The following is a 23,789-nucleotide window of genomic DNA, read 5'->3' as shown; positions in this document are numbered from 1 at the left end:
TCAAGATAAAATCAACGATATTTATACGCTCGTTTTTCCAGCATATCTGCTTGGGCTTGGGTTATTTTTAGCGCACAAGAATAGTATTTACTGGCATGTCCAACTGATAATGTTACATTTTTGATCAAACATTGTTCATCACGAAAATCTAACCATTTCTTATTTACTTTTTCTTGTTCTTTACGTTTGTCTTTGGACAAGGCTTTTACATGAATATCTGCAAAATAGTTATAACGTTTGGTTTGCTGTTTCAATTCTGCTTTCATACACATCGCAGCTTGAGCAGTCGATGCCTGTGAATTGTTCATACAACTTAAATATTCTGGTGAATATCCCATGGCATAACTACTTGTAGTGAAAATCCCAAACAACGCCAGACCGCAAAATGCTAATTTCATGCTTTTCCCCAAATCACGATTTAATATTTATTATTTCAAATCAGTATAAAGCCTAAAATAATAAAAGACTCAGAGAAAATTGCAAAGTAAAATAGATGATTAAGTGCAAGAATCATTTATTATTATCTTTAAATCCTTGTTCACTGATATTACACACTGGATTCCTAGCTCAAATTAAAAATATTCAGATTCAATATACTTTTATCTCGACATAATCAGTAGTAAAACTGCATTACGTATCCACTTTTTTTGAAATTGCAAATATCATTTAAATACTGCTACCAAGCATCAAATTGTTCAGGCAAAATTATTTCACAGCAAAAAAATGCTTTTCTGCCACTAGCTTTATTCTAATGCCTTTATAAAAGCGATTTAGACTGTCTTCCGACTTAGTCACATGATCAAAAAACTTGTCTTGACCGACTAAACGAGAATACGTTTTATAGCCTATCTCTAACTTTTCTGGAGTATTCCCCGTTTTTTTAAACTCTTCAATCGCGTCGTTAATCACTTTTAAATTTATTTCTTTCATCTGCCAAACACCTCATATTTTTTATAGTTTTAGCATGTTTAATTTGCACTTCTATGACAGAAATTTGAAATTTAACCTTGATTTTGCTTTTAAACTCCTCCATTTATTCAATGAATTCTGTTATTGGCAAATTTAAATGAGCTATAAACACAACAACTTGATGGCAATGCGTTTACGCTATTGGAATGATGTAGAAACCAGTGCTGTACAAGTAGAAAAGCAATTTTTTCAACAACTTCTGATCGAGCATGGTGTCTTTCAAGCACCTACGCCTGAAGATGTAAAATATTTTTTCTTTAGTTTACCGAGTATTATTATTGTTAAAGGTTATGCACTTGGCTTTACTAACAGTGACATTAAAAACATGATTTCCCAATATATTCATGAAAATAAAAGTAGTTTAATGAAGCATGAATCCCTGAAAATTCAGTACCGCATGTAATTCCATCCATTTTATAGATTGTTTTTAAGACTATGTGAATATTCAAGTTTTTTATATTGAAAATACACGATATTGGTCAGGTACAACTATTTTAATACGTGGATAGCATGTAATATGCTACACACTATCGTACGCTCACTTGCTTACTTAAAGGATTTAATCTTCATGTCAGATCAGAACGATAAGCTTAAACAGTTAAAAACATCTTCCTTGGACAGACGCTTATCAATTGCCAAAGCCTCTTTGTTAGCAGGATCTCGTTGGGCTGCTTCGAGCGCAAGTTCAATCTTTTCAAGTGAAGAAGAAAAAGAAAAAAAGCGTAAAAAAGCCATGAAAGAGCAAGCGGATTATTTAGTCGCTGAAATTGGCAAACTCAAAGGGTCAATTGTCAAAATTGGGCAGATGATGGCGCTGTATGGTGAACATTTCTTGCCAGAGGAAATTACCCAAGCGTTAAATACTTTAAATAATCAAACCGTTGCATTGGCATGGCCTGCTATCAAAGAACAACTGGTCAGCCAACTAGGTTCTAAACTAGATGATTTAACCATTGATCATGAACCGATTGGTACAGCTTCTCTTGCACAAGTACATCGTGCTACCCGCAAATCTGATGGTTTAGAACTGGTCTTAAAAATTCAATATCCTGGTGTTGCCGAAGCGATTGATTCAGATATGAGCCTATTTAGAAATATGCTCAAGCTAACACGTATGGTGCCGCAAACACGTGAATTTGACCAATGGTTTGATGAAGTCCGTGACATGATGCATCGTGAAGTGGATTATCATGTTGAAGCTGCAACCACACGTCGTTTTGCTGAACGCCTAAAAAATGATGCACGTTATGCTGTACCGCAAATCATCGATCAATATTGTACAGACCGTGTTTTATGTATGACATTTGAACGTGGGGTCCCGATTAATAGTCCTGTAATGTTGTCTTTACCCCAAGAACGTCGTAATGCGCTCGGTGAAGCATCCTTAGAAATCGCCGTACGTGAAATTTTTGAATGGGGTGAAATGCAAACCGACCCGAACTTTGGTAACTATTTGGTTCGTTTGGGGAATGGTACGGACATTAAAGATAAAATTATCTTGCTCGACTTCGGGGCGATTCGTCAGTTTGATGCACAGCTTTTACAGGTTGCACGCAACCTGATTAAAGCAGGTTATGATCACGATGCCAATGAAATGGTCAATGCCATGACGGGTTATGAGTTTTTTGATGGTATGCCTGCAAGCATTAAACCTGATATGGCAAAAGTCTTTTTATTGGCAACTGAAGCATTTAGTTCACCTATGAATAATCATGATCTGCCACAAGGCGTGATGGATGAACACAATCGTTATGATTGGAAAAAAAGCCAATTACATAGTCGTGTGATGCAACAGGCTTCAAAATCAATGGCTTCTCGTTATTTCAGTGTACCCCCGAAAGAATTTATGTTTATTAGTCGTAAATTTATTGGTGCTTATACTTTCATGACGGTGATCGATGCAAAAACCAATGTACGCAAAATGATCACGCCTTTTATTTAAAAAGCTCGTCTGACTAAAATGGCAAATTTTTATTATTGTCATTTTAGTCAATATCCAACTTTTGTTGTTTTTTAAACTTTAATTATTATAAATAAAAATCAATCAGTTAAATAAATAAAAGCAATCCCATTTTCCATTTATCAAGTTCATATGACTTCGTCAGCTTTGACATAGTTTTTTATAAAAGCACATGTCAGGATAGTTTGCATACCACCACAATATTGATTCAGGTATTCAAATGACCAACATGGTAAATAAAGCGCAAGGCTTGGGCTTAAATCTCATTACAAAAATTGCAGGAAGTGAATTATTAGACCAATTAAAACTTCGCAAATTTGTAGAAAAATCACTTTATCAAGGTTCTAAAGCAGGTTTTAAAACACTTTCAGCATCACAAAAAGCGTTCCAACCTAAAAAAGATGCCAGTAAACAACGCTTACCTGCACAGTCTAAAAATTTATTTGACTTAAACCTTACTGAAGAACAGCAAATGACTGTTGATGCAATGTCACAATTTGCATCTGAAGTGCTTTATCCGCTTGCCCATCAAGCTGATCACGATGAAAAGTATCCAGAAGAGTTATGGCAACATAGTCTTGATTTAGGTATTAATTACTATGCTTTGCCTGAAGCTTTAGGCGGTGTAGCCACTGAACAAAATATTTTAAGCAATGTTTTAATTGCTGAAAGCTTAGCCAAAGGTGATTTTTCACTGGCTGCTGGTCTACTCTCGACCTTTAGTAGTATTAATGCCATCACCCTTTGGGGCTCAGCACAAGTACAAGCGACCTATTTGCCAGCTTTTGCAGAAGATCCATTACTCAAAGCCACTTTTGCAGTTCAAGAAGCGACGCCTGCTTTTGATCCTTATCGTTTGAAAACTAAAGCAACCTCAAACAATGGTACTTTTAGTATCACAGGTGAAAAAACGTTAGTTTTACTCGGTGAAAGTGCTGAAATTTTCATTGTCAGCGCAGACTTTAATGGCAAGCCTGATGTGTTTGTTGTTAAACGTGATGAAAGCATCAGCTATCAAAAAAGTCCTGCAATGGGGCTAAAAGGAACTGAAACAGTCACTTTAAAATTTAATCAAAGCCCTGCGCTGCGCTTAGGTGATGACGATTTTAATTATACCGCATTCTTAGATTTGGGTAATTTAATGTGGTGTGCGATGGCGGTGGGGACGTGTGAAACAGTCAAAACCTATTGTATCCAATATGCCAATGAACGTACGGCGTTTGGCGAACCGATTTCACATCGTCAAAGTGTGGCATTTATGATCGCAGATATGGCGATTGAAATTGATGCGATGCGTATGTTGGTCTTAAATGCAGCAAGTTTAGCTGAAGCTGGTCAACCATTTCACCGTGAAGCCTACCTTGCACGTTTACTTTGCGCTGAAAAATCCATGCAAATCGGAACCAATGGCGTACAAATCCTAGGTGGACATGGTTTTACCAAAGAACACCCTGTTGAACGTTGGTATCGTGACTTACGTGCTACAGCGATTTTACAATCTGGCTTACATGCTTAATCAACCATAAAAATAGAAAATTCAAGGAAATAAATTATCATGAATTTACAAAATCCTAAAAAATTTAAAATGTTGGTTGATCAAGCTCATGAAACCGCATTAAATGTATTACGTCCAATTTCACGTAAATATGACAAAGCAGAACATGCCTATCCCAAAGAGTTAGACATGTTAGCGTCATTACTGGATGGGATGAATGAAGGTGGCGATGGCTTAAATGCAGGCGCAGCCATTAACAAACGTGGCGACCAAGATAAGAGCAATAAAAATGGTACCAATATGTCAACTGCTCTCGGTATCATTGAAATGTGTTATGGCGATACAGGTTTATTATTGTCTATGCCACGTCAAGGTTTAGGGAACTCAGCAATTGCTGCGGTTGCCAATGACGAACAGCTTGAACGCTTCAAAGGGACTTGGGCAGCCATGGCAATTACAGAACCAGGATGTGGTTCTGACTCAGCAGCAATTCGTACCACAGCCACCAAAGATGGTAATGATTATATTTTAAATGGTGAAAAAATCTTTGTTACCTCAGGTGAGCGTGCTGACTCAGTTGTGGTTTGGGCAACTTTGGATAAAAAATTGGGTCGTGCTGCGATCAAATCTTTTGTTGTACCGAAAGGCACACCAGGTATGAAAGTTGAACGCCTTGAACATAAATTGGGCATTAAAGCTTCAGATACTGCAGCCATTAGTTTTATTGACTGTCGTGTGCCTGCTGCAAACTTATTAGGCAATGCTGAAATCGATGTTGCCAAAGGCTTTGCGGGTGTGATGGAAACTTTTGATAATACGCGTCCATTGGTGGCAGCGATGGCGATCGGTTGTGCCAAAGCTTCTTTAGAACGGATCAAAGAGATTTTTAAAGACCAACTGGATGCTAGCTATACCACGCCATATTTACAATCCTCCAATATTGCAGCGCAAATCTACCGCATGGAAGCAGAATGGGAAGCAGCTCGCCTGCTGATGCTTAAAGCAGCATGGATGGCAGACAATAAAAAGCCGAATTCTCGTGAAGCATCGATTGCCAAAGCCAAAGCTGGTCGTGTAGGCAATGAAATTACCTTAAAATGCGTTGAGCTTGCAGCAAGTGTGGGCTATAACGAAGAAGAGTTGTTAGAAAAATGGGCACGTGATTCTAAAATTCTTGATATTTTTGAAGGTACACAGCAAATTCAGCAATTGATTATTGCACGTCGTGAACTTGGCAAATCTTCAAGTGAATTAAAATAAGTTTTATTTAAAGTATGCTTATTTTCCATGCCTCCTTTATATAAAGGAGGCTTTTTATGGTTGAGTTATTGATAATAAAAAATTTACACCTAAGCTTAGTCAATATTTCAGCGCTTATCTCTCAAAAAATTACCCAAACTAAGATTTATTTGTTATAAAAATTCTATTCTTAGATTTTATACTTTTAAACGCATGTATTCACTCCGCCCCATTCAACCCCAAGATAATGCCCAAATCGCCCACATTATACGTGAAGTTTCCAAAGAATTTGGTTTAGCAGCTGAGTCTGGCTTTGCTGTTGCCGACCCAATTTTGGATGAACTGTCTCAAGTATATGCACAGTCTCATAGTCAATATTGGGTTATCGTTAATGAACAAGGACAAGTATTTGGCGGTGGTGGTTTATCCCCTCTTCAAGGTGATGCTAGGATTTTAGAAATTCAAAAAATGTATTTTTTACCTGAAATTCGTGGCTTAGGTTTTGCCCGAAAAATTTTAGAATTGGCTTTTGATTTTACCCAACAACAAGGCTTTGAAGCTTGTTATTTAGAAACCACATCGCAATTACAACAAGCGGTAAAACTTTATGAAAAATTAGGTTTTCAACATTTAACAGCACCCAAAGGCAACACAGGACATAGCCATGCCTGTGAAATTTGGATGCTTAAAACACTTGAATAAATGAAAAGTTAAAATTAAGCCCGTAATTGTTCTGCCAAATGCTGCATACCTTCTGTTGCATTCATTTTTAGACATTGATATTGCTGTGGCACACGTGCATAGCTCGCTTCAGGGTCAATATAATAAGCTTGGCACTGTGCCGATATTTCATGAATCAAACCTGCAACAGGATAAACGCTCAAGGTTGAACCGATCACGATGAAAATATCAGCATTGTGTAGCAACTGAATTGCTTGCTCATAAGCGGGTACAGCTTCGCCAAACCAAACGACATGCGGACGTAAGGGATAACCTTCTGGACATTTGTCTTTTTCTAAATCCAATGCCCAACCTTCGATAGGAAAAAACTCGGTCGCATATTGTGCATCAGGTTTTGAACTTTTTGCCAAACGAATATTGCCATGTAAATGTAAAACATCCGTACTCCCTGCTCGCTCGTGCAAATCATCAATATTTTGAGTAATCACTTGCACATCAAAATCCATTTCCAGATCAGCAATGATCTGATGTGCTAAATTTGATTCAGCCTCTAAGATATTTTTACGTCTTTGATTATAAAAATCCTGTACTAAAGCTGGATTTGCATTCCATGCCTCTGGTGTGGCGACTTGGCGAACATCATAATTTTCCCATAAGCCATTGCTATCTCGAAAAGTGCTAATTCCACTTTCCGCACTCATACCTGCACCTGAAAATACTACAATTTTTTTCATGCCTCATATTTCATTGTTATGTTAAAGATGATCATACAATAACTGCCCCCAAAATAAAAAAGACCGAACATTCCGTTCAGTCTTTGATTTTGAATGAGGAAATACTCATACATCGTGATGTAAATATTTCGGTTGTTTTGGCAGTTGCATACTACAAAACAAACAGATAATCAGCATCACGACCACATAAATAAAGAAGGTATTTTCATGTCCTAAGTCTTTAAATTTCAATGCAACCGCAGGTGCAGAACCACCAAAAATGGCATTTCCGACTGCATAGGCAAAACCAACACCTAAAGCACGAATATGCGGTGGAAACATTTCTGCTTTGACCAAGCCACTAATAGATGTATAAAAACTCAACATCAACATTAAAAAGATAAGAAGCAAAGTCACGATGAACGCAGAGCCACTAAACTGAGGCATAAGGATAACCATCACAGGATAAATGAAAATCGCACATGTGATACTAAAAGTCATCATCGATGCTCGGCGACCAATTCGGTCTGCTAACATCCCAAATAATGGTTGAGCACACATAAACACAAACAGTGCAATGGTCATCATATAACCGACTGTACGATCTTCAAAACCTAAGCTACTAATATAAGTCTTTGAATACACCGTGATGACATAGAAGCATAAAGACCCTGCCGAGGTATAACCAACCACCAATAAGAAGGTACGCCAGTTATTGGTTAACAACTCTTTTAAACTGCCCGATCCTTCTTTTTGACTGTCATTTTCTGACAAGGTTTCTTTTAAATGACGGCGTGCAAAGAATGATAAAATTGCGACCACACCACCAATAATAAATGGAATACGCCATCCACCATTCATCAGTTCTTCTTTACTCATGAGTGCCAACATGATCACACCGAGCAAACTCGCTAGTAACTGACCGCCTGCCAAAGTTACATATTGAAATGATGAATAGAAACCACGTTGACCTTTTAAAGCCACCTCACTCATATAAGTTGCGACAGTTCCGTATTCTCCACCTACAGACAAGCCTTGTAACAAGCGCACTGCTAGCAAACAAAATGGTGCTGCCATACCCACTTGTTCATACGTCGGTAAACAGGCAAATAAAAATGAACTTACAGCCATTAAACTGATAGAAATAATCATGGAGCGTTTGCGTCCATACTTATCTCCAATGCGTCCAAACAACCAACTACCAATTGGACGCATAAAGAAACTTGCAGCAAAAACACCCCAAACATAAATCGCTTTGGTGGATTCGCTCATATCAGGTGCTGTTAACGCATGGGTAAAATAAATGGCAAAAGCTGCATAGATATAAAAATCAAACCATTCAACTAAATTACCCGATGCTGCTCCCACGATGGACATAATCCGATTACGCTTTTCGTGGGGATGGTAAACATGTGTCTCACTCATAGGATTTCCTTATATTCGCTATAGATCAGAGCATGAAATCTATAGATGTGGTTGATATAGCCCTATATTTGATTTTTAAACTGTTTTTGGTATAGCTTGACTCAATCAAAACCTGTAGTCATGTCACAATCTAAATCACTTAAACCACAGATAGATATTGGTTTTCATTTACTTTTAAATTGAAATATCCATTTCAATAAACTTATAGGCTATTGTGATCGATAGATATTTAAGTGTGTTGAAATACATATAAAGTTTATGCTTGAGTCGTTTCATTACCTGTCATTTGCTGTTGTTATTATTATGATTACCTTGGTTTTAACCTCTCTTTCTCTCCTTAAAACTCTCTTTATCGTGTTTAAATCAATGATGCTTATTCATTCAAATAAGCATCACATCTGTTAAAGGCTCTTAAGTAAAGTATTAACGCTTAAGAAAACCAGATACTAAATTCAATACATTTTGGATATCATCATTGGCTTCTTTTTGATCTGTTTGCTCAGCCTGTGGTGTAAGCGAGTCAATAATTTCAGGTAAAACAGAAGAAATTGCGCTATATACATCCTGAGTTGGTACTTGAGTTTGTTGTGCCACTTGTTCAACTTCATTTTGATCAAATAAGTTTTGAACTTGTTGTTGATTGACACTTGCGTTTGCACCTTCACCAGTAGACACCCAGTCATCCACTTGACTACTTAACCCCTGTCCTTTAAGTTGATCTAGCGCACCTTGTAAACCGCCATTTTTTTGAATCCACGCCAACACTAAAGGTACAACAGCAATTAATAAAGACTGAGCATTAAATCCACTTTGTTGTGTTTGCGGTGCTTGTTGTTGCTGCCCACCTGTTAAGCCACCTAAAACTGAACCCAACACACCACCTAGACCACCTTGTTGTGACTGTTGCTGACCACCGCCTAAACCACCCAAAACTGAACCTAAAATCCCACCGAGTCCGCCTTGTTGTGATTGTTGTTGTCCACCCAATGCTTGTTTTGCCAAAATTTCTACAATATTTGTTAAGTTTGTCATGTTTTTTCCTGATCAATTTATGTTATCTGCTCAATTTAAGAATACTGTGCTTTTTGGCAATTACCAAAACACAAATTGTTATGTTTTTGCAAGGCTTAACCATACTCGATAAATAACAATCTATCGTAATTTGATATTTTGGCTATTTTAAGCAAATAAAATAGCCATAAGAATGTCTATATAATCATTTTCATGATCTATAAACTTTTATGGCATTAGCAAAAAACGATAGAAAAATTAAAAATATTTTTTAAATTTATTCTAGATAAATTACCAACGAAACTTATTCCAATTTTCAGGATTTGCCCAAAACTTAGAGTTGAACCAATCTGGTACATGCTTATAAGTTAAAATATTAAATTGCCATAATGCAAAATTTTGCTCATGTGAGGTTTTGTCAATCAATTGGGTAAAGCCTAATGATCTCAATAATTGCTCATCAGCCAATCTACAAGTCACCACAATACGCTTGGCAAATAAATCACGTAATTTGACCAAAATTTGAGATTTTTGTTGTACTGCTAAGTTTGCCATCTCATCAAGATCAAATAACACAAAACCTAAGTCATATCGCCCAGTAAAAGGCAGATTTAAAAACTCAGATACGTTAAAATGAGTCCATTGAATTGAATGATTTGTATTGTATTGTGCCAAGTTTTGCCCAATACACAATGCAGTTTGAATTGGCTGTTCTGTTGATAAATCGTCTAGCATTGAAGTGATGACATTTTGTTCAGCCATAACTGCACCTTTATTGAAGTGAGTAATTAAACATGGAACTACAAGGCATTTGCCACAAAATGCATGCAGGTCTTAAAGACCTTAGTTTAACTGATCAGCAAACACATAAGGCAAATGTTGAATATAAATTTATCTTAGATCGCTCAGAAATCGATCTTCCGTTTAGTTTAGGTCAAGAAATCGAAATCGAAGCTACGGGTAATATTTATTGTGTCTCGTGTGGTGCAAAAACACCAAAATCTTATTCGCAAGGACACTGCTTCAAATGTATGAAGACCAAAGCATCTTGCGATATGTGCATTATGAAGCCTGAAACTTGTCATTATCATCTAGGTACTTGCCGTGAAGATGATTTTGCTCATGAGGTTTGTTTTCAGCCACATATTGTGTATTTAGCCAATTCAAGTGCCTTAAAAGTGGGAATTACCCGTCTTGGACAGATGCCAACACGTTGGTTAGATCAAGGTGCAACGCAAGCACTACCGATTATGAAAGTCGGTTCTCGTCGTCTTTCAGGTCAACTTGAAGTCATGTTTGGTACGCAGGTTGCCGATAAAACCGATTGGCGCAAGCTACTAAAAGGTGAGGCTGAACCGATTAATTTAATTGAAATTCGTGATCAATTAGTTGAAGAGTTTTCACCAAAAATCCAAACCATTCGTGATGAATTTGCACAAAATCTTGAGTTTAATGAAACTGTAGAATTACTTGAAGATGAATTGCCACGTGAGTTTGTCTACCCTGTTGATATTTATCCTGAAAAGATTAAATCACATAATTTGGATAAAACTCCGATTATTCGAGGCAAACTACAAGGCATTAAAGGTCAATATCTGATTTTAGATACAGGTGTGATTAATATCCGTAAATATACAGGTTATGAGATTAAAGTTCGGGCGGAATAACACAAATCTCCCACGACTATATATCGGTGGGAGAAGCACATTTAAAATTTAATGAAACCTTAAGGTGACAAAGCTGATGCAAGCGCTAAATATCCCACGAGCTGTATCGGACTTGTCACGATATCAAATGCAATTGTAAATGGTGTAAGCGCATAACTTGCAACCATTTTAGGATTTACTTTATCTATGCTATACCGTACATTTAATGGAATTGGGGTTTTCAATAAGTGTTGTAATTGCTCTTTGTTAGCAACAGGTTTTGTAACCGTTATATCGACAAACCCTTTTTGGAAACAACGTTGGTATTTTTTATAAGCTTCACATTTAAATCCAAGTGATTGTAAGCGTTCTATTTCACCCATTTTCACTAAATTACTTTGCTTTAAATACATAAATGTAATTTCGGTAGCTTCAATCGTATGGTTCATCGCCCTTTTAGTGTTTGTTACCAATAAATCGAAAGATGGAAATAAGCTCATTTCCGCAGTATCTTCCGATAAACTTCGGGTTTGCTTGTATTGCCCAACACTTAGATATGCCAAATCCACTTCATTTAAAATACTTTTAATAGGCAGTGGATTCTGAATCGTCTTATCAAAATACTTTATGCTTGGTTTAACCAAATAACTATATTTGTCCCCCGCGATGGCCAAAGCATCTTCATAACCACGGATAGGCTTGCTTGGTGTGCCAACAGCAATGAGTGTATCTTCCAATAAAATCCCTTGTTCTGTTTTTGATTCAAAAGTATGCTCATTTAACAACATTGTGGCACAGCCTGAAATAAAGACAGGGAGCAAAAACATTGTGCCTAATAAATATTTCTTCATTTTATTTATACCCTTGATTGTCATTATTCATTTCTCTTTAAACAAATTATTGATACCCAAACATCCATGTCAATTTTTTTAAATCATTCAGCCAATTAGAATAATCACTACAAGAAAAACTTAGGCTATTTTAATAATTCCAAAACCACCTGCACAGGGTCTTCACTATTATCCGACAATAACTGCTTATGCATGGTGATTAGCTGCATTACCTGAATCTGAGACGTTTCTATATTCATTAACTTTTCAATCTCAGTAGCTAAGTTTTCAGGTGTTGCATCGGATTGAATCAACTCTTGAATGACTTTTTTACCCGCAATAATATTGGGCAAAGAATAATACTGAATTTTCACCATTAACTTAGCAATGATATAAGTCAACCAATTTAACTTATAAAATGTCACCATCGGACGATGCAATAACAAAGCTTCAAGGGTTGCTGTCCCAGATGCTAATGCGACAATATTGGCAGCATTCATCACCTGACGACCTACTTTAGATTCTTTATCGGTATTTTCCAGTAAATGAATTTTATCGGTTAACTCTTGCGGATAGTTCTTTAATAAATCTGAAATTTGTTGTTTCCGTGCATCATTAATTGCAGGAATAATAAACTGATATTCAGGATATTTTTTAGAAATTATGTGTGCAGCATCTAAAACTAAAGGCCCTAAACGCTCAATTTCACCACGACGACTTCCTGGCAACAATGCAATATGTTTTTGGCTTATATCTAAACCTAATTCTTGTTTTGCATCTAAAATTGAATTTTCTAAAGGCAATTCACTGGCTAATGGATGCCCCACAAATGCCGCAGGAACATCGAATTTTTTAAAAAAAGTTTTTTCAAATGGAAATAAACATAACACCAAATCGATACTGGCTTTGATGCCATGTACCCGTCCTTGACGCCATGCCCATACTGATGGGCTGACATATTGCACTGTTTTAATTGGTAGATTTTTTTGTTTTAGACTCTTTGATAAACGTAAATTAAAATCAGGCGCATCAATACCAATAAAAATATCAACAGGATTTGCAGTCCATTTTTCAACTAAGCCATCACGCACCGCAAACAATTTTTTAATGTCTTTCAGCACCTCAACAATACCCATCACCGACAAAATATCCATCGGGTACGTACTGTGAAAGCCTTCAGCAATCATTTGCGGCCCACCAATGCCTTCAAACTCTGCATCAATGCCTTGCTCTCGAAAACTACGGATAAGCTTTGCACCTAAAGTATCACCAGACACCTCACCCACCACAATACCTATTTTAAGTTTTCGATTTTGCAAAATAACGTCCTCTTAACAAACAGAATTATCTTAGCATGTCTTCACTCCAAACAAATTATTTAAGTTGATTTAATGCTGACGAATCATCTTTAGCATTTTTTTGAATAAGCAAATCAACAATCAAGACAACCACTTATATAAAATAGTCATAAGATATGCCAGTTTTTTGATATTTGGCATTTGTAGTCATGGTTGGTCCAGTCGAATTTATTTTAGCCGGTGTATTGGTTGGTTTCTGCGTCGGTATTACAGGCGTAGGCGGTGGTTCTTTAATGACCCCGATCCTGATTAGTTTATTTAGAATCGAACCCCATATTGCCATCGGAACTGACTTACTTTATGCCGCAATTTCCAAATTCTGTGGTTCTTTGGTACATGCCAGAAAACTGAATATCGTCTGGCCTATCGTGCTTTGGCTGGCACTGGGCAGTATTCCGGCTTCATTTACCACACATTGGGTTTTAGATAATTATCTCAGTAGCTCAACCCACTACAAAGCTATTTTGACCATGGTACTTGGCTTTATGCTCACCATCACAGGTCTTTCGATTATGTTTCGAGCGCAAATCGAAAAGTTCTTTGCCAAGTTTCGTGACAAAAAACACGATGATCTACTCGCTGAAAAATTTTCAATCGAAGGCAAACGTTTTTTTGTGGTATTCATGGGCATTGTCTTGGGTATATTTGTGACACTCTCATCTGTAGGCGCAGGTGCATTTGGAATTATGGCTTTAATTTTAATGTTCCCTAATTTACCTATGATTCGTATTATCGGCTCAGATGTGGTACATGCGGTGTTGCTGACGGCTGCTGCGGGTTTTGCACACATGACTTCGGGAAATGTTGATTTTCATTTACTTGGTTGGTTGTTGGCGGGTTCAATTCCTGCAATTATTTTGGGAACTTTAATTAGCTCTCGTATGCCTGAAAAATTAATTCGCAAGGTTTTAGGTATTACGCTGTTTGCACTTGGCATTAATTTTATTGTTAATCCAGTAAAATCTAAACCTGTAGAAAAACCACAAACGGCAATGCTCATTAGCCAACAGACTACCCAAGCTTCTACTCTTTGATCAAAAAGTGATTCAACTCACAAATTTTATTAATGTGACCTATAGATTTTATTGATGTTTTCTTTTCGCAAAATATCAATAAAATCGTGTTATATTCAAGCTACTATAAATAGTTTTGTATGATCTACTACCAGTGACGGCAATGAATACACTTAATTCTAATCCTATTATTCAATCAGATATTGATGATGTGAATGTACAAAGCATTCAAACTTTAGTTACTCCTGCAGAATTAAAAGCTGAATTACCATTAAATGACAAAGCTTATCAAACAGTTCTTCATGGTCGTGAAACTGTCCGTAATATTTTAGATGGAAATGATAAACGTCTTTTTGTTGTGATTGGACCATGTTCTATTCATGACACTGTTGCTGCACATGATTATGCAGATCGCTTAAAAGCATTAAGTGAAAAAGTCAAAGATACGCTTTACATCGTGATGCGTGTTTATTTTGAAAAACCACGTACCACAGTAGGCTGGAAAGGTTTAATTAATGACCCAGACATGAATGACTCTTTCAATATTGAAAAAGGTCTTCGCATTGGTCGTAAACTTTTACTTGAGTTAAATGAAAAAGGCTTGCCTTGCGCAACAGAAGCTCTTGATCCAAACTCACCTCAATATTACCAAGATCTAATTTCTTGGTCTGCGATTGGCGCACGTACTACTGAAAGCCAAACTCACCGTGAAATGTCTTCTGGCTTGTCTTCACCTGTGGGCTTTAAAAATGGTACCGATGGTGGCTTAACCGTTGCAACCAATGCAATGCAATCTGTAAAACATGGGCATAGCTTCTTAGGCTTGAATGATCAAGGACAAGTGTCGATCATTCGTACCAAAGGCAATCCTTATGCACATGTAGTACTTCGTGGTGGCAATGGCAAACCAAACTATGATGCAGGTTCGGTTGCTGAAGCTGAAAATGCTTTAGCCAAAGCCAAAGTCAGCAACAAAATCATGATTGATGCAAGCCATGCAAACTCAAACAAAGACCCATACTTACAGCCTTTGGTTCTAAAAAATATTACTGAACAAATTTTAGATGGTAATAAATCTATTGTGGGTATTATGGTTGAAAGTCACTTAAAAGGTGGTCGTCAAGACATTCCTGCAAATCTTTGCGATTTGGAGTATGGTAAATCAGTTACTGATGGTTGTATTGACTGGGAAACCACTGAAAAGACTTTACTTGAAATGGATGCTGCTTTAAAAGATGTATTAGCAAACCGTTAATCACAAGAAGCCATCCGATGGGATGGCTTTTTTATTGAAATAACCGAATGAAAATTATGAATGAACTTGAAACTGAATTAAGCCACATTGCAAATTTTCAATTTGTACATGAACATTTGTTTACCTCTGGGCAACCTACGGCTGAACAATTACAACATATTAAAGAATATGGTGTAGATACAGTCATCAATTTGGCTTTTAACGACGCTGAGCCACATCTTGCTCATGAAGATAAAATCTGCGTTGAGCTGGGTTTAAACTATATTCAAATTCCAATCTCTTGGGATACGCCTGCCGATGATCAGTGTCTATTTGTTTTAGACATGATTGCGCATCTTGTGCAAGAAAAAATCGTTTGGGTACACTGTGCTAAAAACATGCGTGTCAGTAGTTTGATGTATTTGTATCGTCAATATTTTATGGATATCGACATGCCCACTGCACAAGAGTTGATGCATGAAATTTGGGAACCTAATGAAACGTGGACAGGTTTGATCCATGCTGTGAGTTTACAATTGCAAGGACGTAAATCAACCATTGATTTACAACATTCTTTAATGAATGCAGATCATTTTGCTTAAAAGTATTTTAGACTCAAGTGTTGAGCTTGAGTCTTTTTAGCGATTTTAACTTTTATTGTCACGATTAAATACAGCGTGTTTATACATGACATCTGTCCGTAAAACATATTTCTGCCCTGAAAAAACAGGTGCTCCCGAATGCATTTGACGGGGTTCAAAAATTAAAATCTGTCCAGTTTTAGGTTGAATAGTGGAAGTTGGAACATGATGCGTTTGATTAAAAAACTTAGTTTCCCCACCTTCAAAATTCCCACTTAAATAAATTAATAAAGTAAGTTGACTACTATACCAATCATTGACTGCATAATTGCCATCAAAATGCGGTTTAAATGTCTGACCATCTTCATATAAATAAAAACGAAAACGTTCATTTAAGCCCGAAACATGCCATTCAAATAATGCCTCAGGTAAAAATTGCTTCACCTGTTGGAAAATTCGCTCGGCAAACTGTAGATCGTCATAAATGACTCGTTGATTATTACGAATATCTGTTCGAAGCTCGAAAATACCTGCTTTGCTATTGGTCGTAATCGGTGCAACTTCATAATTAAATTGATGACTAAAATCTATAAACTCACGGCATTGGTTAGGTGTAAATACTTGATCTACAGTCATGATCAATGGATCTGTTTGATAAATCTTAATTTTATTATTTTTTTGTGCTTTTTCTAAAAATGTTGCGCTTATCCCATGATTATTTTCTCACTTATATAAATGTTAACTACAATATTAATAGGTTTATAGTAAAAGATTAGGTAAAACTTTAGTAAAAAATATGAAATATTATTTCTGTTGATTTATTCTACAAAGTCAAAGAGTAAATAAACACTATTTACTCTTAAAAGATTTAAATGAAATATCAACTATTTAACATGATGACTTAACAAAACAGTCGCAGTCGATAAAATTCCTTCCTGACGACCTGTAAAGCCAAGTTTTTCAGTAGTTGTCGCTTTAACACTAATCTGTGTCACATCAACATCGAGTACATCTGCGATGCTTTGACGCATTGCTAGATTATACTTTGCCAATTTTGGACGTTCACAAGCTACGGTAATATCTGCATTATTTAACACATAACCACGATCTAAAATCAGTTGATAAACATGCTTGAGTAATTTACGACTGTCTGCGCCTTTAAACTCAGGGTCTGTATCTGGAAAATGCTGCCCAATATCACCCAAAGCTAAAGCACCCAACAACGCATCACATAAAGCGTGTAACACTACATCACCATCAGAATGTGCCTTCAAACCTTGCGTATGCGGAATTTGAACACCTGCCAAAGTCACAAAATTACCATCCTCAAAAGCATGCACATCCATTCCTTGTCCAATGCGAATTGGTATGATCATTTTCAGCTCCTTTATACAGATTTTAAGTTGAATCATCTTGTATTCGTACTTTCTAATTCGTATAGTACGGATGCAAACATAGTGAAAGTATAAGCGATCATGCTGTTGAATACAGAATTTAATCCGATTAAAAGCTTAATTTCAGGTCTCTTTGTTTATGGAGTCTGTATCGTTACGCATGCTTTTCCTGTGCAATGTGATTCAGCTCAAGCAAACAAAACCACAAAAATATGTAGTGCCGATTTTGAAACGCTTCGCAATGAATTAAATGAAAAATATCTTACTGCTTATTTGGTTACAGATGCACCTATTCGTCTAATTGATGACACCAATCAACTTTGGTTAAACCGCATTCAACAATGTAAAAGTACAGAATGTTTTAAGCAACAATTCGATATTCGCCTTGAAGATCTAAATTTTTATACGTCAATGAATCAAAGCTTAACCCAACATTTTATTAAATATGAACATGGTGAAATTGCCAAACAACCGATTCACATCCAAGTACACCAACTCACCAAAGATCGTATTAAAATCGAAGGTTTAGCTTATCGTAGCCCGAATAATCGTCAAGATAAACAAACTATCCCCCTACTTGCTTATACGACACCTGACAAAAAAAATGAGATTATGGACAATGAGCATGACTGTAAATATCAAATGAATTTCCAAAAGTCGATTTTAACTGTAAAAACTGAACAAAAAGGCTGTGAACGCTTCAGTGGAATTTATCGTTTATATGATTAATGCGATAAAACTTATGTAAGACTTGTATTAAAATGCAAAAATTTAAGTCATATTCTTGATTAGACAAACTCAGAGCAATCTTTAAATTATAAAAATCATACCCTTCTATTCATGTTTCTATTATACATTTGAACGTTTTTTGATTTTCAGTCACTTTTCGTAAAAATATAGTTCAATTAACCAAATCAATAGCTACATCACTGTTTTTATTTATGATAATCTGTAAAAAAACCAATAATCAAGTGCATCATGATCCGAAAAACTCAACAAGACATGCAAGATTTACTGCAATGTTTCTATCAAAAGGAAATGCCACCACTCGGCTTAAAATATGCAGAAAATCTTTTTAAAATCAAAGCTGATTTTAGTGATGAAAGCTTACAACACATTGATGAACTTTTACTTGCATTACATCATCAAAATATTCATCCAAATGATCTTGTTACTGAAAAAGAATGCTCAAATTTTTTAATGGTGGTGATTGGCTATCTTTGCGATGTCATTTCACAACGTACCCAACAAAAAGTGGAATGGTATAATTATTACGAAGCCATCAAAATTTTACCTTCAGATTATGAGTTACCCCTCGACTTTTTTAGCTCAATGGTTGCAATTATTCATCACCAAGTCTGTTTACCTTTAGGGGTGATTGCTGATCTGCTCACACAAGGGCAAGCATCTGAAAGAACTTGTCTAAATTATGTGCACTCTCGTCAAACTGTTATTGAGGATTCAAGCACTCGAAATATTAATGAATATTGTGCTCATTATGTTCAAGCATTACAACAACATGCTTATATTTCAGGGGGAAATGCCTACCGCAAAGCCACAGATTTAATTGATTTTGACTTTTCTTTAGCCAGCATTCAAAAAATAGATTTACTATTAAATAGCATCCGTCAGCATGAACAGCTCAATCCCTCAAAATATGCTGACTTTATGCAAAATAAAGAAAAATGTAATTTTTTAGTCGCACTGAGTTATTATCTTGGCACAACGATTGCTCATCAAACACTGAGTAGTGGGAAATGGTTTAGTTTTGAAGAATATAAAGCCATTTTTAGTCAGGATGAAAACGAAAGTTTCCGCTATGAGTTGGCCCAAGTATTTGTATTTCAAAATCAAATTTCTTTTCCGATGAGCGTGCTTACCGCTATTTTATTTGATGCTTCACAACCAATTCAAAGCTGTCTTGAATATGTGCAAAAATACGTTGCGCTGTCGTCTGATCCTTTAGTCTATTTTCCCTCATCTTTAAAAGATGTCGAACAACCTGAAATTACCGCAAATATTATACGTGCATTTAAACATGCGGGCTTTTTAGCAGGTTATGCAAGTTTTATGCTTGATGGCTCAGTCTTAAATCCATGTCTATTGGTCACCAAAGACAATAAAATTCAAATTATCAAGCTTATGCAAGACAATCCGAGAGAAAAAGCATTTGCAGAACTTGAAAATAATCCGCAGAACCATCCATTCCAGATTTTTTGTGAAGATATTCATGCTTATTTGCCGACAGGGCGAACTGATGCAATTTATCTTAAAATTCATATTTATACACCCACAGAAAGCTCTGTAAGTTTAGTGATTCCTTACACTAAAAATGCTGACAATAAGATTGAAGATATTTATTCAGTGGTTCAATACACGCCTTCTGATTTGTCGCTTGCTCAATTTGAAGCAGCCATGACTGCATTTTACCAAAGTGCCTTTGAGTTCCAAGACAGTTTTACCCAACAATCATTTTGGCAAGCGCATTTTAAAGATAAGATTTTGCGAAGACCTGCAACTTACTTATTAGCCCCTCATTTGCATGATGAAATTATTGAACAATTCAAGGCAAGTTTTGATGAGATTATCTCCTCAACATCTCAGCAAAATTCCTCAGAAATTAATTCATTACAAATAGATTTAAAAAAACAGATTTCTGAACTTCCTGAAAACTTAAGAGTTTATCTACAAGTCATTCCACCTGATTGGATGTTTACTGATGAGTTATTTAAACAAATTGAAGCCATGCCAACTTTTTATACATCAGGACGTGTAGTTTGGGCAGCTTTAGTTCAAGCCAATAAACTCATGTTTGAACCAGACGACGTAAATTGTCCGGGTGAAATTGTATTTGATCCTACAGGGCAAATGGATATTGAACAATTACATGACTACGCAAAGGCATTATATCAACTGAAAAACACCACACCTGTTGAAGCTGATCAATTGGCATACGCAGAGCATATTAGTAACGAAATCACACGCGTGGTAAATTATCCATATCCTCAGAGTTTAAGTAAAATCCCCTTAAAAATATCAAGCATCTGGTTTTGGCGCTTACACTTGCCAAATGGTATGCTCAGTCTGCCTATATTTCCCATTATTTTATGTGATGATCCTAAGTATGCGGGTGAAACTATGGTTTGCCCATCTTTATTTTGGCCACAAAATTTAGTGGAATTATGGTTAAAAACAGGAGCAGAACAATATGGTGAAGATCATAAATTTGATCTTAGCTACATTCAAAAAAAGTTGATGCAATTTGTACAAAAACCGAATCTATTACACCCTAAATTAAATAAGATTTTTAATGATGAATTAAGATTTGACCAAACAACTACGCTGTCCGAAACAACAAAATCATCAATAACGCCAGCAAATACACCTGTTCAAGCAGTGGAAGTAAATAAAGAAACTTCCGCAGTTGATGTTATTCCTGAGGTAAGTAATCCTGCCCTTATCAAAGCGCTTGAAATCTTAAAAACCAATCAAGATGACCAAGAAAAAGCTCAACAAGCGATTGGTATTATTGCCAGTTTAGTCATGAATGATGATCCTGAAGCCATGCAACTGATGGCACATTTTCATACTGAAGGAAAATATGTAGAAAAAGACAGTAAACAAGCTTTCTTCTACTTGGTTGAAACCGCTAAAATTCAAATGGATGAAGCGTCTTTCAAAAATGCCATGCGTTTTTATGCCTCTCCGAGCAATGATTTAAATAAAAATGATCCTGAGATTGAAGAATGGTTGTTAGGCTTGGCAGCAGAGTTTGATCGTGCAACCGCAGAAAAACCTGAGGTTGGGCAGTTAAAGGGAAGCACAATACGTAGACGACATATGAACAAGATAGATCAACCTTTAACCACGGCGCAATGGGTGAACCGTATTTTGATCGGTATCAGTGTTGTGCTCATACTGATTATTATTTTTAAATAAGATCATAGAAAATAGATGGTACATTTCCCATCTATTTTCAAAATTTTGTTTTATTTACAATAGTTTTTCAATAAATCAATTGAGCCAATTTCAACAATATCAATAACACTCACCTCGTGTTCATGTACAGTGAAACTTACATCGAAACCAGCAAATTTCATTTTGTAAATACGATTTTCATCATCTTGATAAGCGGGTCGTGGGTCTAAAGACAGCACTTGCTCTAACTCATTCTGCATCTGAGCTGTCATTTTGTGCATTTCGATCAAATGTTGAATTTTTAATTGTACATTTTTAGAGCAAACAACTTGTTTTTTCACAGGTTCTTGCTGAGCATAACCACTTTTTGCATGCAGGATGGCATCGGAATATTGGATATATGGTTTAATATCAATAATCGGTGTCCCGTCCAATAGATCACTTCCAGTTACATAAACATGTACTGATTTCCCTACTTTTTTTACTGCTTTAAGTTGCACAACAGACAAACCTATTGGTGCAGGACGGTACATACTGCGAGTAGCAAACACACCGATTTTTTGATTCCCACCCAGTCTAGGGGGTCTAACCTGCGGTCTAAATTTATGATTTTCATTAATATTTTTATTTTCATGAAATTGCCAGACCAACCATAAATGGCTAAACTCAGCGATGCCTTCAAAAGCGCATACATCATTATATGGCGCAATCATCTCAATATAAGATTCAACTTGTACTAAATTTGGTTGGCGTGGGATTCCAAATTTTTCCTGATAAGGTGAGTGCATATATCCGATAATAGGGAGTTGAAGATCAGGCATAATCACTTTTTCTGATAAGTTCAATTAAATATATTCAGTTTATAGAGAATGATTTTAGATTAGAATAGCAAGCTGTTCTAATCTGATAATTTATATTGAGACCTTTAATGGCTGCTTTCAACGTCGAAAAGATTACTCACGTACACCACTGGAATGACACATTATTCAGTTTTAAAACAACACGTGATACCGCACTCCGTTTTAAAAATGGTCAATTTGTGATGATTGGTCTTGAGGTGAATGGTAAGCCTTTAATGCGTGCGTATTCAATTGCAAGCGCAAACTATGAAGAAGAGCTAGAGTTCTTCTCTATTAAAGTTCCTGATGGTCCATTAACCTCTATTTTACAAAAAGTAAAAGTGGGCGATGAGATCTTAATTTCTAAAAAGCCAACAGGAACTTTGGTACTAGATGACTTAAATCCAGGTAAAAATCTATACCTTCTTTCATCTGGTACAGGTCTTGCTCCATTCTTATCTATCATTCGTGACCCAGAAACTTATGAACGTTTTGAAAAAATCATCGTGGTGCATGGCACACGTTTTATTTCAGAACTGGCATATCAAGATTTAATTTTGGATGAAGTACCAAATCATGAGTTTTTCTCAGAATTGGGTGCGAAAGAAAAATTAGTGTATTACCCAACAGTGACACGTGAAGAATTCCATACGCAAGGTCGTGTTACTACTGCGATTGAGTCTGGTCAATTGTTTGAAAAAATTGGTTTGCCACGCTTTAACCCTGAAACTGACCGTGCAATGTTGTGTGGTAGCCCTGCTTTCCTTGATGATGTTGCAGCACTTCTTGATCAACACGGTTTAAAAGAATCTCCTAAAATGGGTGTCTTGGGCGATTATGTGATTGAACGTGCCTTTGTAGAAAAATAATTTTTATATATACAAAAAACCGAGTTTAAATTAACTCGGTTTTTTATTTATCAATTTTTAATGCTTAGGATTTTCAAATAAGCCGAAATAACAACATTTAAGTCGTACTTAAAATCATGGTAAAACACGATTTAGCGTAGCAAAACATTGCTCTTCTTTTTCAGAGGCGCAAAAGTTTATTGTATTGTTATTTTTCCAGCGTACAAAATATTGCGATACCTCACCTGCTTGATTTTCCTGACGACCAGAACAGTCCACTTCATTATTTTCATACTTAATTTGCATGATTAGAGCAGGTGGTTTGTCTTTGGAATTATCGGGTGAAGGTTGGTAATCATACAAACCCGCTGACCACTCTTTACCACTATTTACAACAACTTCATTCCCACCACGAAAGTTATAATATTCTACACATTTTTTATTATTGGGTATTTCCATCCCCCACAACCCTAAAATTTCAGGACGTGTTGAAACTCGAATAGTATTTGCCGCTAAAGCTGCTGTTGCTTGGGTAGTCGCCGCCGATTTAACTGTAGGCGATTCAGCAAATACCAAATTTGATGCACAAACCAATAAAGGAATTAATAATGTTTTTTTCATACCTAAGTGTATAC

24 protein-coding genes are annotated in these 23,789 nt (G+C 36.2%); 12 read left to right on the top strand and 12 right to left on the bottom strand.

Annotated features, from left to right (window positions below):
• Window positions 1-11: 11 nt before the first annotated feature.
• Window positions 12-398, bottom strand: coding sequence for a lysozyme inhibitor LprI family protein (locus HUS24_RS02765; protein WP_173910514.1), 387 nt, complete (start codon window positions 396-398; stop codon window positions 12-14).
• A 307-nt stretch (window positions 399-705) separates the two neighbouring features.
• Window positions 706-930: a hypothetical protein gene (locus HUS24_RS02760; RefSeq protein WP_065994985.1), complete on the bottom strand. Its 225-nt coding sequence runs from the start codon at window positions 928-930 to the stop codon at window positions 706-708.
• 136 nt (window positions 931-1,066) lie between these two features.
• Here HUS24_RS02760 and HUS24_RS02755 point away from each other — a divergent pair, with 136 nt between their 5' ends.
• The 5 genes from HUS24_RS02755 (at window position 1,067) to HUS24_RS02735 (ending at window position 6,365) form a co-directional block, all read left to right on the top strand.
• Window positions 1,067-1,372, top strand: a complete 306-nt coding sequence (locus HUS24_RS02755) for a hypothetical protein (protein ID WP_173910513.1) — start codon at window positions 1,067-1,069, stop codon at window positions 1,370-1,372.
• A 165-nt stretch (window positions 1,373-1,537) separates the two neighbouring features.
• Window positions 1,538-2,911 carry an AarF/ABC1/UbiB kinase family protein gene (locus tag HUS24_RS02750; RefSeq protein ID WP_173910512.1) on the top strand — a complete coding sequence of 458 codons (1,374 nt, stop codon included), beginning with the start codon at window positions 1,538-1,540 and terminating at the stop codon, window positions 2,909-2,911.
• Window positions 2,912-3,158: 247 nt separating this feature from the next.
• The gene (locus HUS24_RS02745; protein ID WP_173911382.1) at window positions 3,159-4,445 is read left to right on the top strand and encodes an acyl-CoA dehydrogenase family protein; all 1,287 of its coding nucleotides are present in this window, start codon (window positions 3,159-3,161) and stop codon (window positions 4,443-4,445) included.
• A 39-nt stretch (window positions 4,446-4,484) separates the two neighbouring features.
• On the top strand, window positions 4,485-5,684 hold the full coding sequence (locus tag HUS24_RS02740) for an acyl-CoA dehydrogenase family protein (RefSeq protein WP_173910511.1): 1,200 nt from the start codon (window positions 4,485-4,487) through the stop codon (window positions 5,682-5,684).
• 192 nt (window positions 5,685-5,876) lie between these two features.
• Window positions 5,877-6,365: a GNAT family N-acetyltransferase gene (locus tag HUS24_RS02735; RefSeq protein ID WP_173910510.1), complete on the top strand. Its 489-nt coding sequence runs from the start codon at window positions 5,877-5,879 to the stop codon at window positions 6,363-6,365.
• A 14-nt stretch (window positions 6,366-6,379) separates the two neighbouring features.
• Here HUS24_RS02735 and HUS24_RS02730 read toward each other — a convergent pair whose 3' ends face one another.
• The 4 genes from HUS24_RS02730 to HUS24_RS02715 all read right to left on the bottom strand — a co-directional run bounded on the left by HUS24_RS02730 (window position 6,380) and on the right by HUS24_RS02715 (window position 10,255).
• Window positions 6,380-7,078 carry a Sir2 family NAD-dependent protein deacetylase gene (locus HUS24_RS02730; protein ID WP_173910509.1) on the bottom strand — a complete coding sequence of 233 codons (699 nt, stop codon included), beginning with the start codon at window positions 7,076-7,078 and terminating at the stop codon, window positions 6,380-6,382.
• Between the two features lie 105 nt (window positions 7,079-7,183).
• On the bottom strand, window positions 7,184-8,482 hold the full coding sequence (locus HUS24_RS02725) for an MFS transporter (RefSeq protein WP_173910508.1): 1,299 nt from the start codon (window positions 8,480-8,482) through the stop codon (window positions 7,184-7,186).
• 423 nt (window positions 8,483-8,905) lie between these two features.
• Entirely contained in the window at window positions 8,906-9,514 is a 609-nt protein-coding gene (locus HUS24_RS02720) for a YidB family protein (RefSeq protein WP_173910507.1), read from the bottom strand.
• A 270-nt stretch (window positions 9,515-9,784) separates the two neighbouring features.
• A complete protein-coding gene (locus HUS24_RS02715; protein ID WP_173910506.1) occupies window positions 9,785-10,255 on the bottom strand; it encodes a DUF6231 family protein in 471 nt (156 codons plus the stop codon).
• A 32-nt stretch (window positions 10,256-10,287) separates the two neighbouring features.
• Here HUS24_RS02715 and HUS24_RS02710 point away from each other — a divergent pair, with 32 nt between their 5' ends.
• A complete protein-coding gene (locus tag HUS24_RS02710) occupies window positions 10,288-11,160 on the top strand; it encodes a DUF2797 domain-containing protein (protein WP_173910505.1) in 873 nt (290 codons plus the stop codon).
• 59 nt (window positions 11,161-11,219) lie between these two features.
• On the opposite strand, the gene HUS24_RS02705 is transcribed toward HUS24_RS02710, so the two are convergent.
• Window positions 11,220-11,990: a hypothetical protein gene (locus HUS24_RS02705; protein WP_173910504.1), complete on the bottom strand. Its 771-nt coding sequence runs from the start codon at window positions 11,988-11,990 to the stop codon at window positions 11,220-11,222.
• Between the two features lie 125 nt (window positions 11,991-12,115).
• The gene (lpxB, locus tag HUS24_RS02700) at window positions 12,116-13,288 is read right to left on the bottom strand and encodes a lipid-A-disaccharide synthase (protein WP_173910503.1); all 1,173 of its coding nucleotides are present in this window, start codon (window positions 13,286-13,288) and stop codon (window positions 12,116-12,118) included.
• 188 nt (window positions 13,289-13,476) lie between these two features.
• On the opposite strand from lpxB, the gene HUS24_RS02695 reads away from it, so the two are divergent.
• The 3 genes from HUS24_RS02695 (at window position 13,477) to HUS24_RS02685 (ending at window position 16,176) form a co-directional block, all read left to right on the top strand.
• The gene (locus HUS24_RS02695; protein ID WP_173910502.1) at window positions 13,477-14,361 is read left to right on the top strand and encodes a sulfite exporter TauE/SafE family protein; all 885 of its coding nucleotides are present in this window, start codon (window positions 13,477-13,479) and stop codon (window positions 14,359-14,361) included.
• 142 nt (window positions 14,362-14,503) lie between these two features.
• The gene (locus tag HUS24_RS02690) at window positions 14,504-15,595 is read left to right on the top strand and encodes a 3-deoxy-7-phosphoheptulonate synthase (protein ID WP_173910501.1); all 1,092 of its coding nucleotides are present in this window, start codon (window positions 14,504-14,506) and stop codon (window positions 15,593-15,595) included.
• 56 nt (window positions 15,596-15,651) lie between these two features.
• Window positions 15,652-16,176: a protein tyrosine phosphatase family protein gene (locus HUS24_RS02685; protein ID WP_173911381.1), complete on the top strand. Its 525-nt coding sequence runs from the start codon at window positions 15,652-15,654 to the stop codon at window positions 16,174-16,176.
• Window positions 16,177-16,221: 45 nt separating this feature from the next.
• On the opposite strand, the gene HUS24_RS02680 is transcribed toward HUS24_RS02685, so the two are convergent.
• Window positions 16,222-16,791, bottom strand: coding sequence for a 2OG-Fe(II) oxygenase (locus tag HUS24_RS02680; RefSeq protein WP_173910500.1), 570 nt, complete (start codon window positions 16,789-16,791; stop codon window positions 16,222-16,224).
• A gap of 248 nt (window positions 16,792-17,039) precedes the next feature.
• Entirely contained in the window at window positions 17,040-17,531 is a 492-nt protein-coding gene (gene ispF / locus HUS24_RS02675) for a 2-C-methyl-D-erythritol 2,4-cyclodiphosphate synthase (protein WP_173910499.1), read from the bottom strand.
• A 99-nt stretch (window positions 17,532-17,630) separates the two neighbouring features.
• On the opposite strand from ispF, the gene HUS24_RS02670 reads away from it, so the two are divergent.
• Together HUS24_RS02670 and HUS24_RS02665 are read left to right on the top strand one after the other, a co-directional pair.
• Window positions 17,631-18,278 carry a hypothetical protein gene (locus HUS24_RS02670; RefSeq protein ID WP_173910498.1) on the top strand — a complete coding sequence of 216 codons (648 nt, stop codon included), beginning with the start codon at window positions 17,631-17,633 and terminating at the stop codon, window positions 18,276-18,278.
• A gap of 249 nt (window positions 18,279-18,527) precedes the next feature.
• Complete coding sequence (locus HUS24_RS02665) at window positions 18,528-21,488, top strand: hypothetical protein (RefSeq protein WP_173910497.1); 2,961 nt, start codon at window positions 18,528-18,530, stop codon at window positions 21,486-21,488.
• A gap of 50 nt (window positions 21,489-21,538) precedes the next feature.
• On the opposite strand, the gene tsaA is transcribed toward HUS24_RS02665, so the two are convergent.
• Window positions 21,539-22,288, bottom strand: coding sequence for a tRNA (N6-threonylcarbamoyladenosine(37)-N6)-methyltransferase TrmO (gene tsaA, locus HUS24_RS02660; RefSeq protein ID WP_173910496.1), 750 nt, complete (start codon window positions 22,286-22,288; stop codon window positions 21,539-21,541).
• A gap of 107 nt (window positions 22,289-22,395) precedes the next feature.
• Between tsaA and HUS24_RS02655 the strand changes: the two genes are divergently transcribed.
• Entirely contained in the window at window positions 22,396-23,175 is a 780-nt protein-coding gene (locus HUS24_RS02655) for a ferredoxin--NADP reductase (protein WP_173910495.1), read from the top strand.
• A gap of 114 nt (window positions 23,176-23,289) precedes the next feature.
• On the opposite strand, the gene HUS24_RS02650 is transcribed toward HUS24_RS02655, so the two are convergent.
• On the bottom strand, window positions 23,290-23,775 hold the full coding sequence (locus tag HUS24_RS02650) for a hypothetical protein (RefSeq protein ID WP_173910494.1): 486 nt from the start codon (window positions 23,773-23,775) through the stop codon (window positions 23,290-23,292).
• Window positions 23,776-23,789: the final 14 nt, after the last annotated feature.

The organism is Acinetobacter sp. Marseille-Q1618, from assembly GCF_902809855.1.
GTDB lineage: Bacteria > Pseudomonadota > Gammaproteobacteria > Pseudomonadales > Moraxellaceae > Acinetobacter.
Note: the sequence above shows the minus strand (reverse complement) of the source record. Positions and strands in the feature narration are given on the sequence as shown.

Excerpts from the sequence above, each read along its gene's own strand:
- HUS24_RS02765 (WP_173910514.1), bottom strand. The coding sequence starts at position 398 with ATGAAATTAGCATTTTGCGGTCTGGCGTTGTTTGGGATTTTCACTACA.
- HUS24_RS02760 (WP_065994985.1), bottom strand. The coding sequence starts at position 930 with ATGAAAGAAATAAATTTAAAAGTGATTAACGACGCGATTGAAGAGTTT.
- HUS24_RS02755 (WP_173910513.1), top strand. The coding sequence starts at position 1,067 with ATGAGCTATAAACACAACAACTTGATGGCAATGCGTTTACGCTATTGG.
- HUS24_RS02750 (WP_173910512.1), top strand. The coding sequence starts at position 1,538 with ATGTCAGATCAGAACGATAAGCTTAAACAGTTAAAAACATCTTCCTTG.
- HUS24_RS02745 (WP_173911382.1), top strand. The coding sequence starts at position 3,159 with ATGGTAAATAAAGCGCAAGGCTTGGGCTTAAATCTCATTACAAAAATT.
- HUS24_RS02740 (WP_173910511.1), top strand. The coding sequence starts at position 4,485 with ATGAATTTACAAAATCCTAAAAAATTTAAAATGTTGGTTGATCAAGCT.
- HUS24_RS02735 (WP_173910510.1), top strand. The coding sequence starts at position 5,877 with ATGTATTCACTCCGCCCCATTCAACCCCAAGATAATGCCCAAATCGCC.
- HUS24_RS02730 (WP_173910509.1), bottom strand. The coding sequence starts at position 7,078 with ATGAAAAAAATTGTAGTATTTTCAGGTGCAGGTATGAGTGCGGAAAGT.
- HUS24_RS02725 (WP_173910508.1), bottom strand. The coding sequence starts at position 8,482 with ATGAGTGAGACACATGTTTACCATCCCCACGAAAAGCGTAATCGGATT.
- HUS24_RS02720 (WP_173910507.1), bottom strand. The coding sequence starts at position 9,514 with ATGACAAACTTAACAAATATTGTAGAAATTTTGGCAAAACAAGCATTG.
- HUS24_RS02715 (WP_173910506.1), bottom strand. The coding sequence starts at position 10,255 with ATGGCTGAACAAAATGTCATCACTTCAATGCTAGACGATTTATCAACA.
- HUS24_RS02710 (WP_173910505.1), top strand. The coding sequence starts at position 10,288 with ATGGAACTACAAGGCATTTGCCACAAAATGCATGCAGGTCTTAAAGAC.
- HUS24_RS02705 (WP_173910504.1), bottom strand. The coding sequence starts at position 11,990 with ATGAAGAAATATTTATTAGGCACAATGTTTTTGCTCCCTGTCTTTATT.
- HUS24_RS02695 (WP_173910502.1), top strand. The coding sequence starts at position 13,477 with ATGGTTGGTCCAGTCGAATTTATTTTAGCCGGTGTATTGGTTGGTTTC.
- HUS24_RS02690 (WP_173910501.1), top strand. The coding sequence starts at position 14,504 with ATGAATACACTTAATTCTAATCCTATTATTCAATCAGATATTGATGAT.
- HUS24_RS02685 (WP_173911381.1), top strand. The coding sequence starts at position 15,652 with ATGAATGAACTTGAAACTGAATTAAGCCACATTGCAAATTTTCAATTT.
- HUS24_RS02680 (WP_173910500.1), bottom strand. The coding sequence starts at position 16,791 with ATGACTGTAGATCAAGTATTTACACCTAACCAATGCCGTGAGTTTATA.
- ispF (WP_173910499.1), bottom strand. The coding sequence starts at position 17,531 with ATGATCATACCAATTCGCATTGGACAAGGAATGGATGTGCATGCTTTT.
- HUS24_RS02670 (WP_173910498.1), top strand. The coding sequence starts at position 17,631 with ATGCTGTTGAATACAGAATTTAATCCGATTAAAAGCTTAATTTCAGGT.
- HUS24_RS02665 (WP_173910497.1), top strand. The coding sequence starts at position 18,528 with ATGATCCGAAAAACTCAACAAGACATGCAAGATTTACTGCAATGTTTC.
- tsaA (WP_173910496.1), bottom strand. The coding sequence starts at position 22,288 with ATGCCTGATCTTCAACTCCCTATTATCGGATATATGCACTCACCTTAT.
- HUS24_RS02655 (WP_173910495.1), top strand. The coding sequence starts at position 22,396 with ATGGCTGCTTTCAACGTCGAAAAGATTACTCACGTACACCACTGGAAT.
- HUS24_RS02650 (WP_173910494.1), bottom strand. The coding sequence starts at position 23,775 with ATGAAAAAAACATTATTAATTCCTTTATTGGTTTGTGCATCAAATTTG.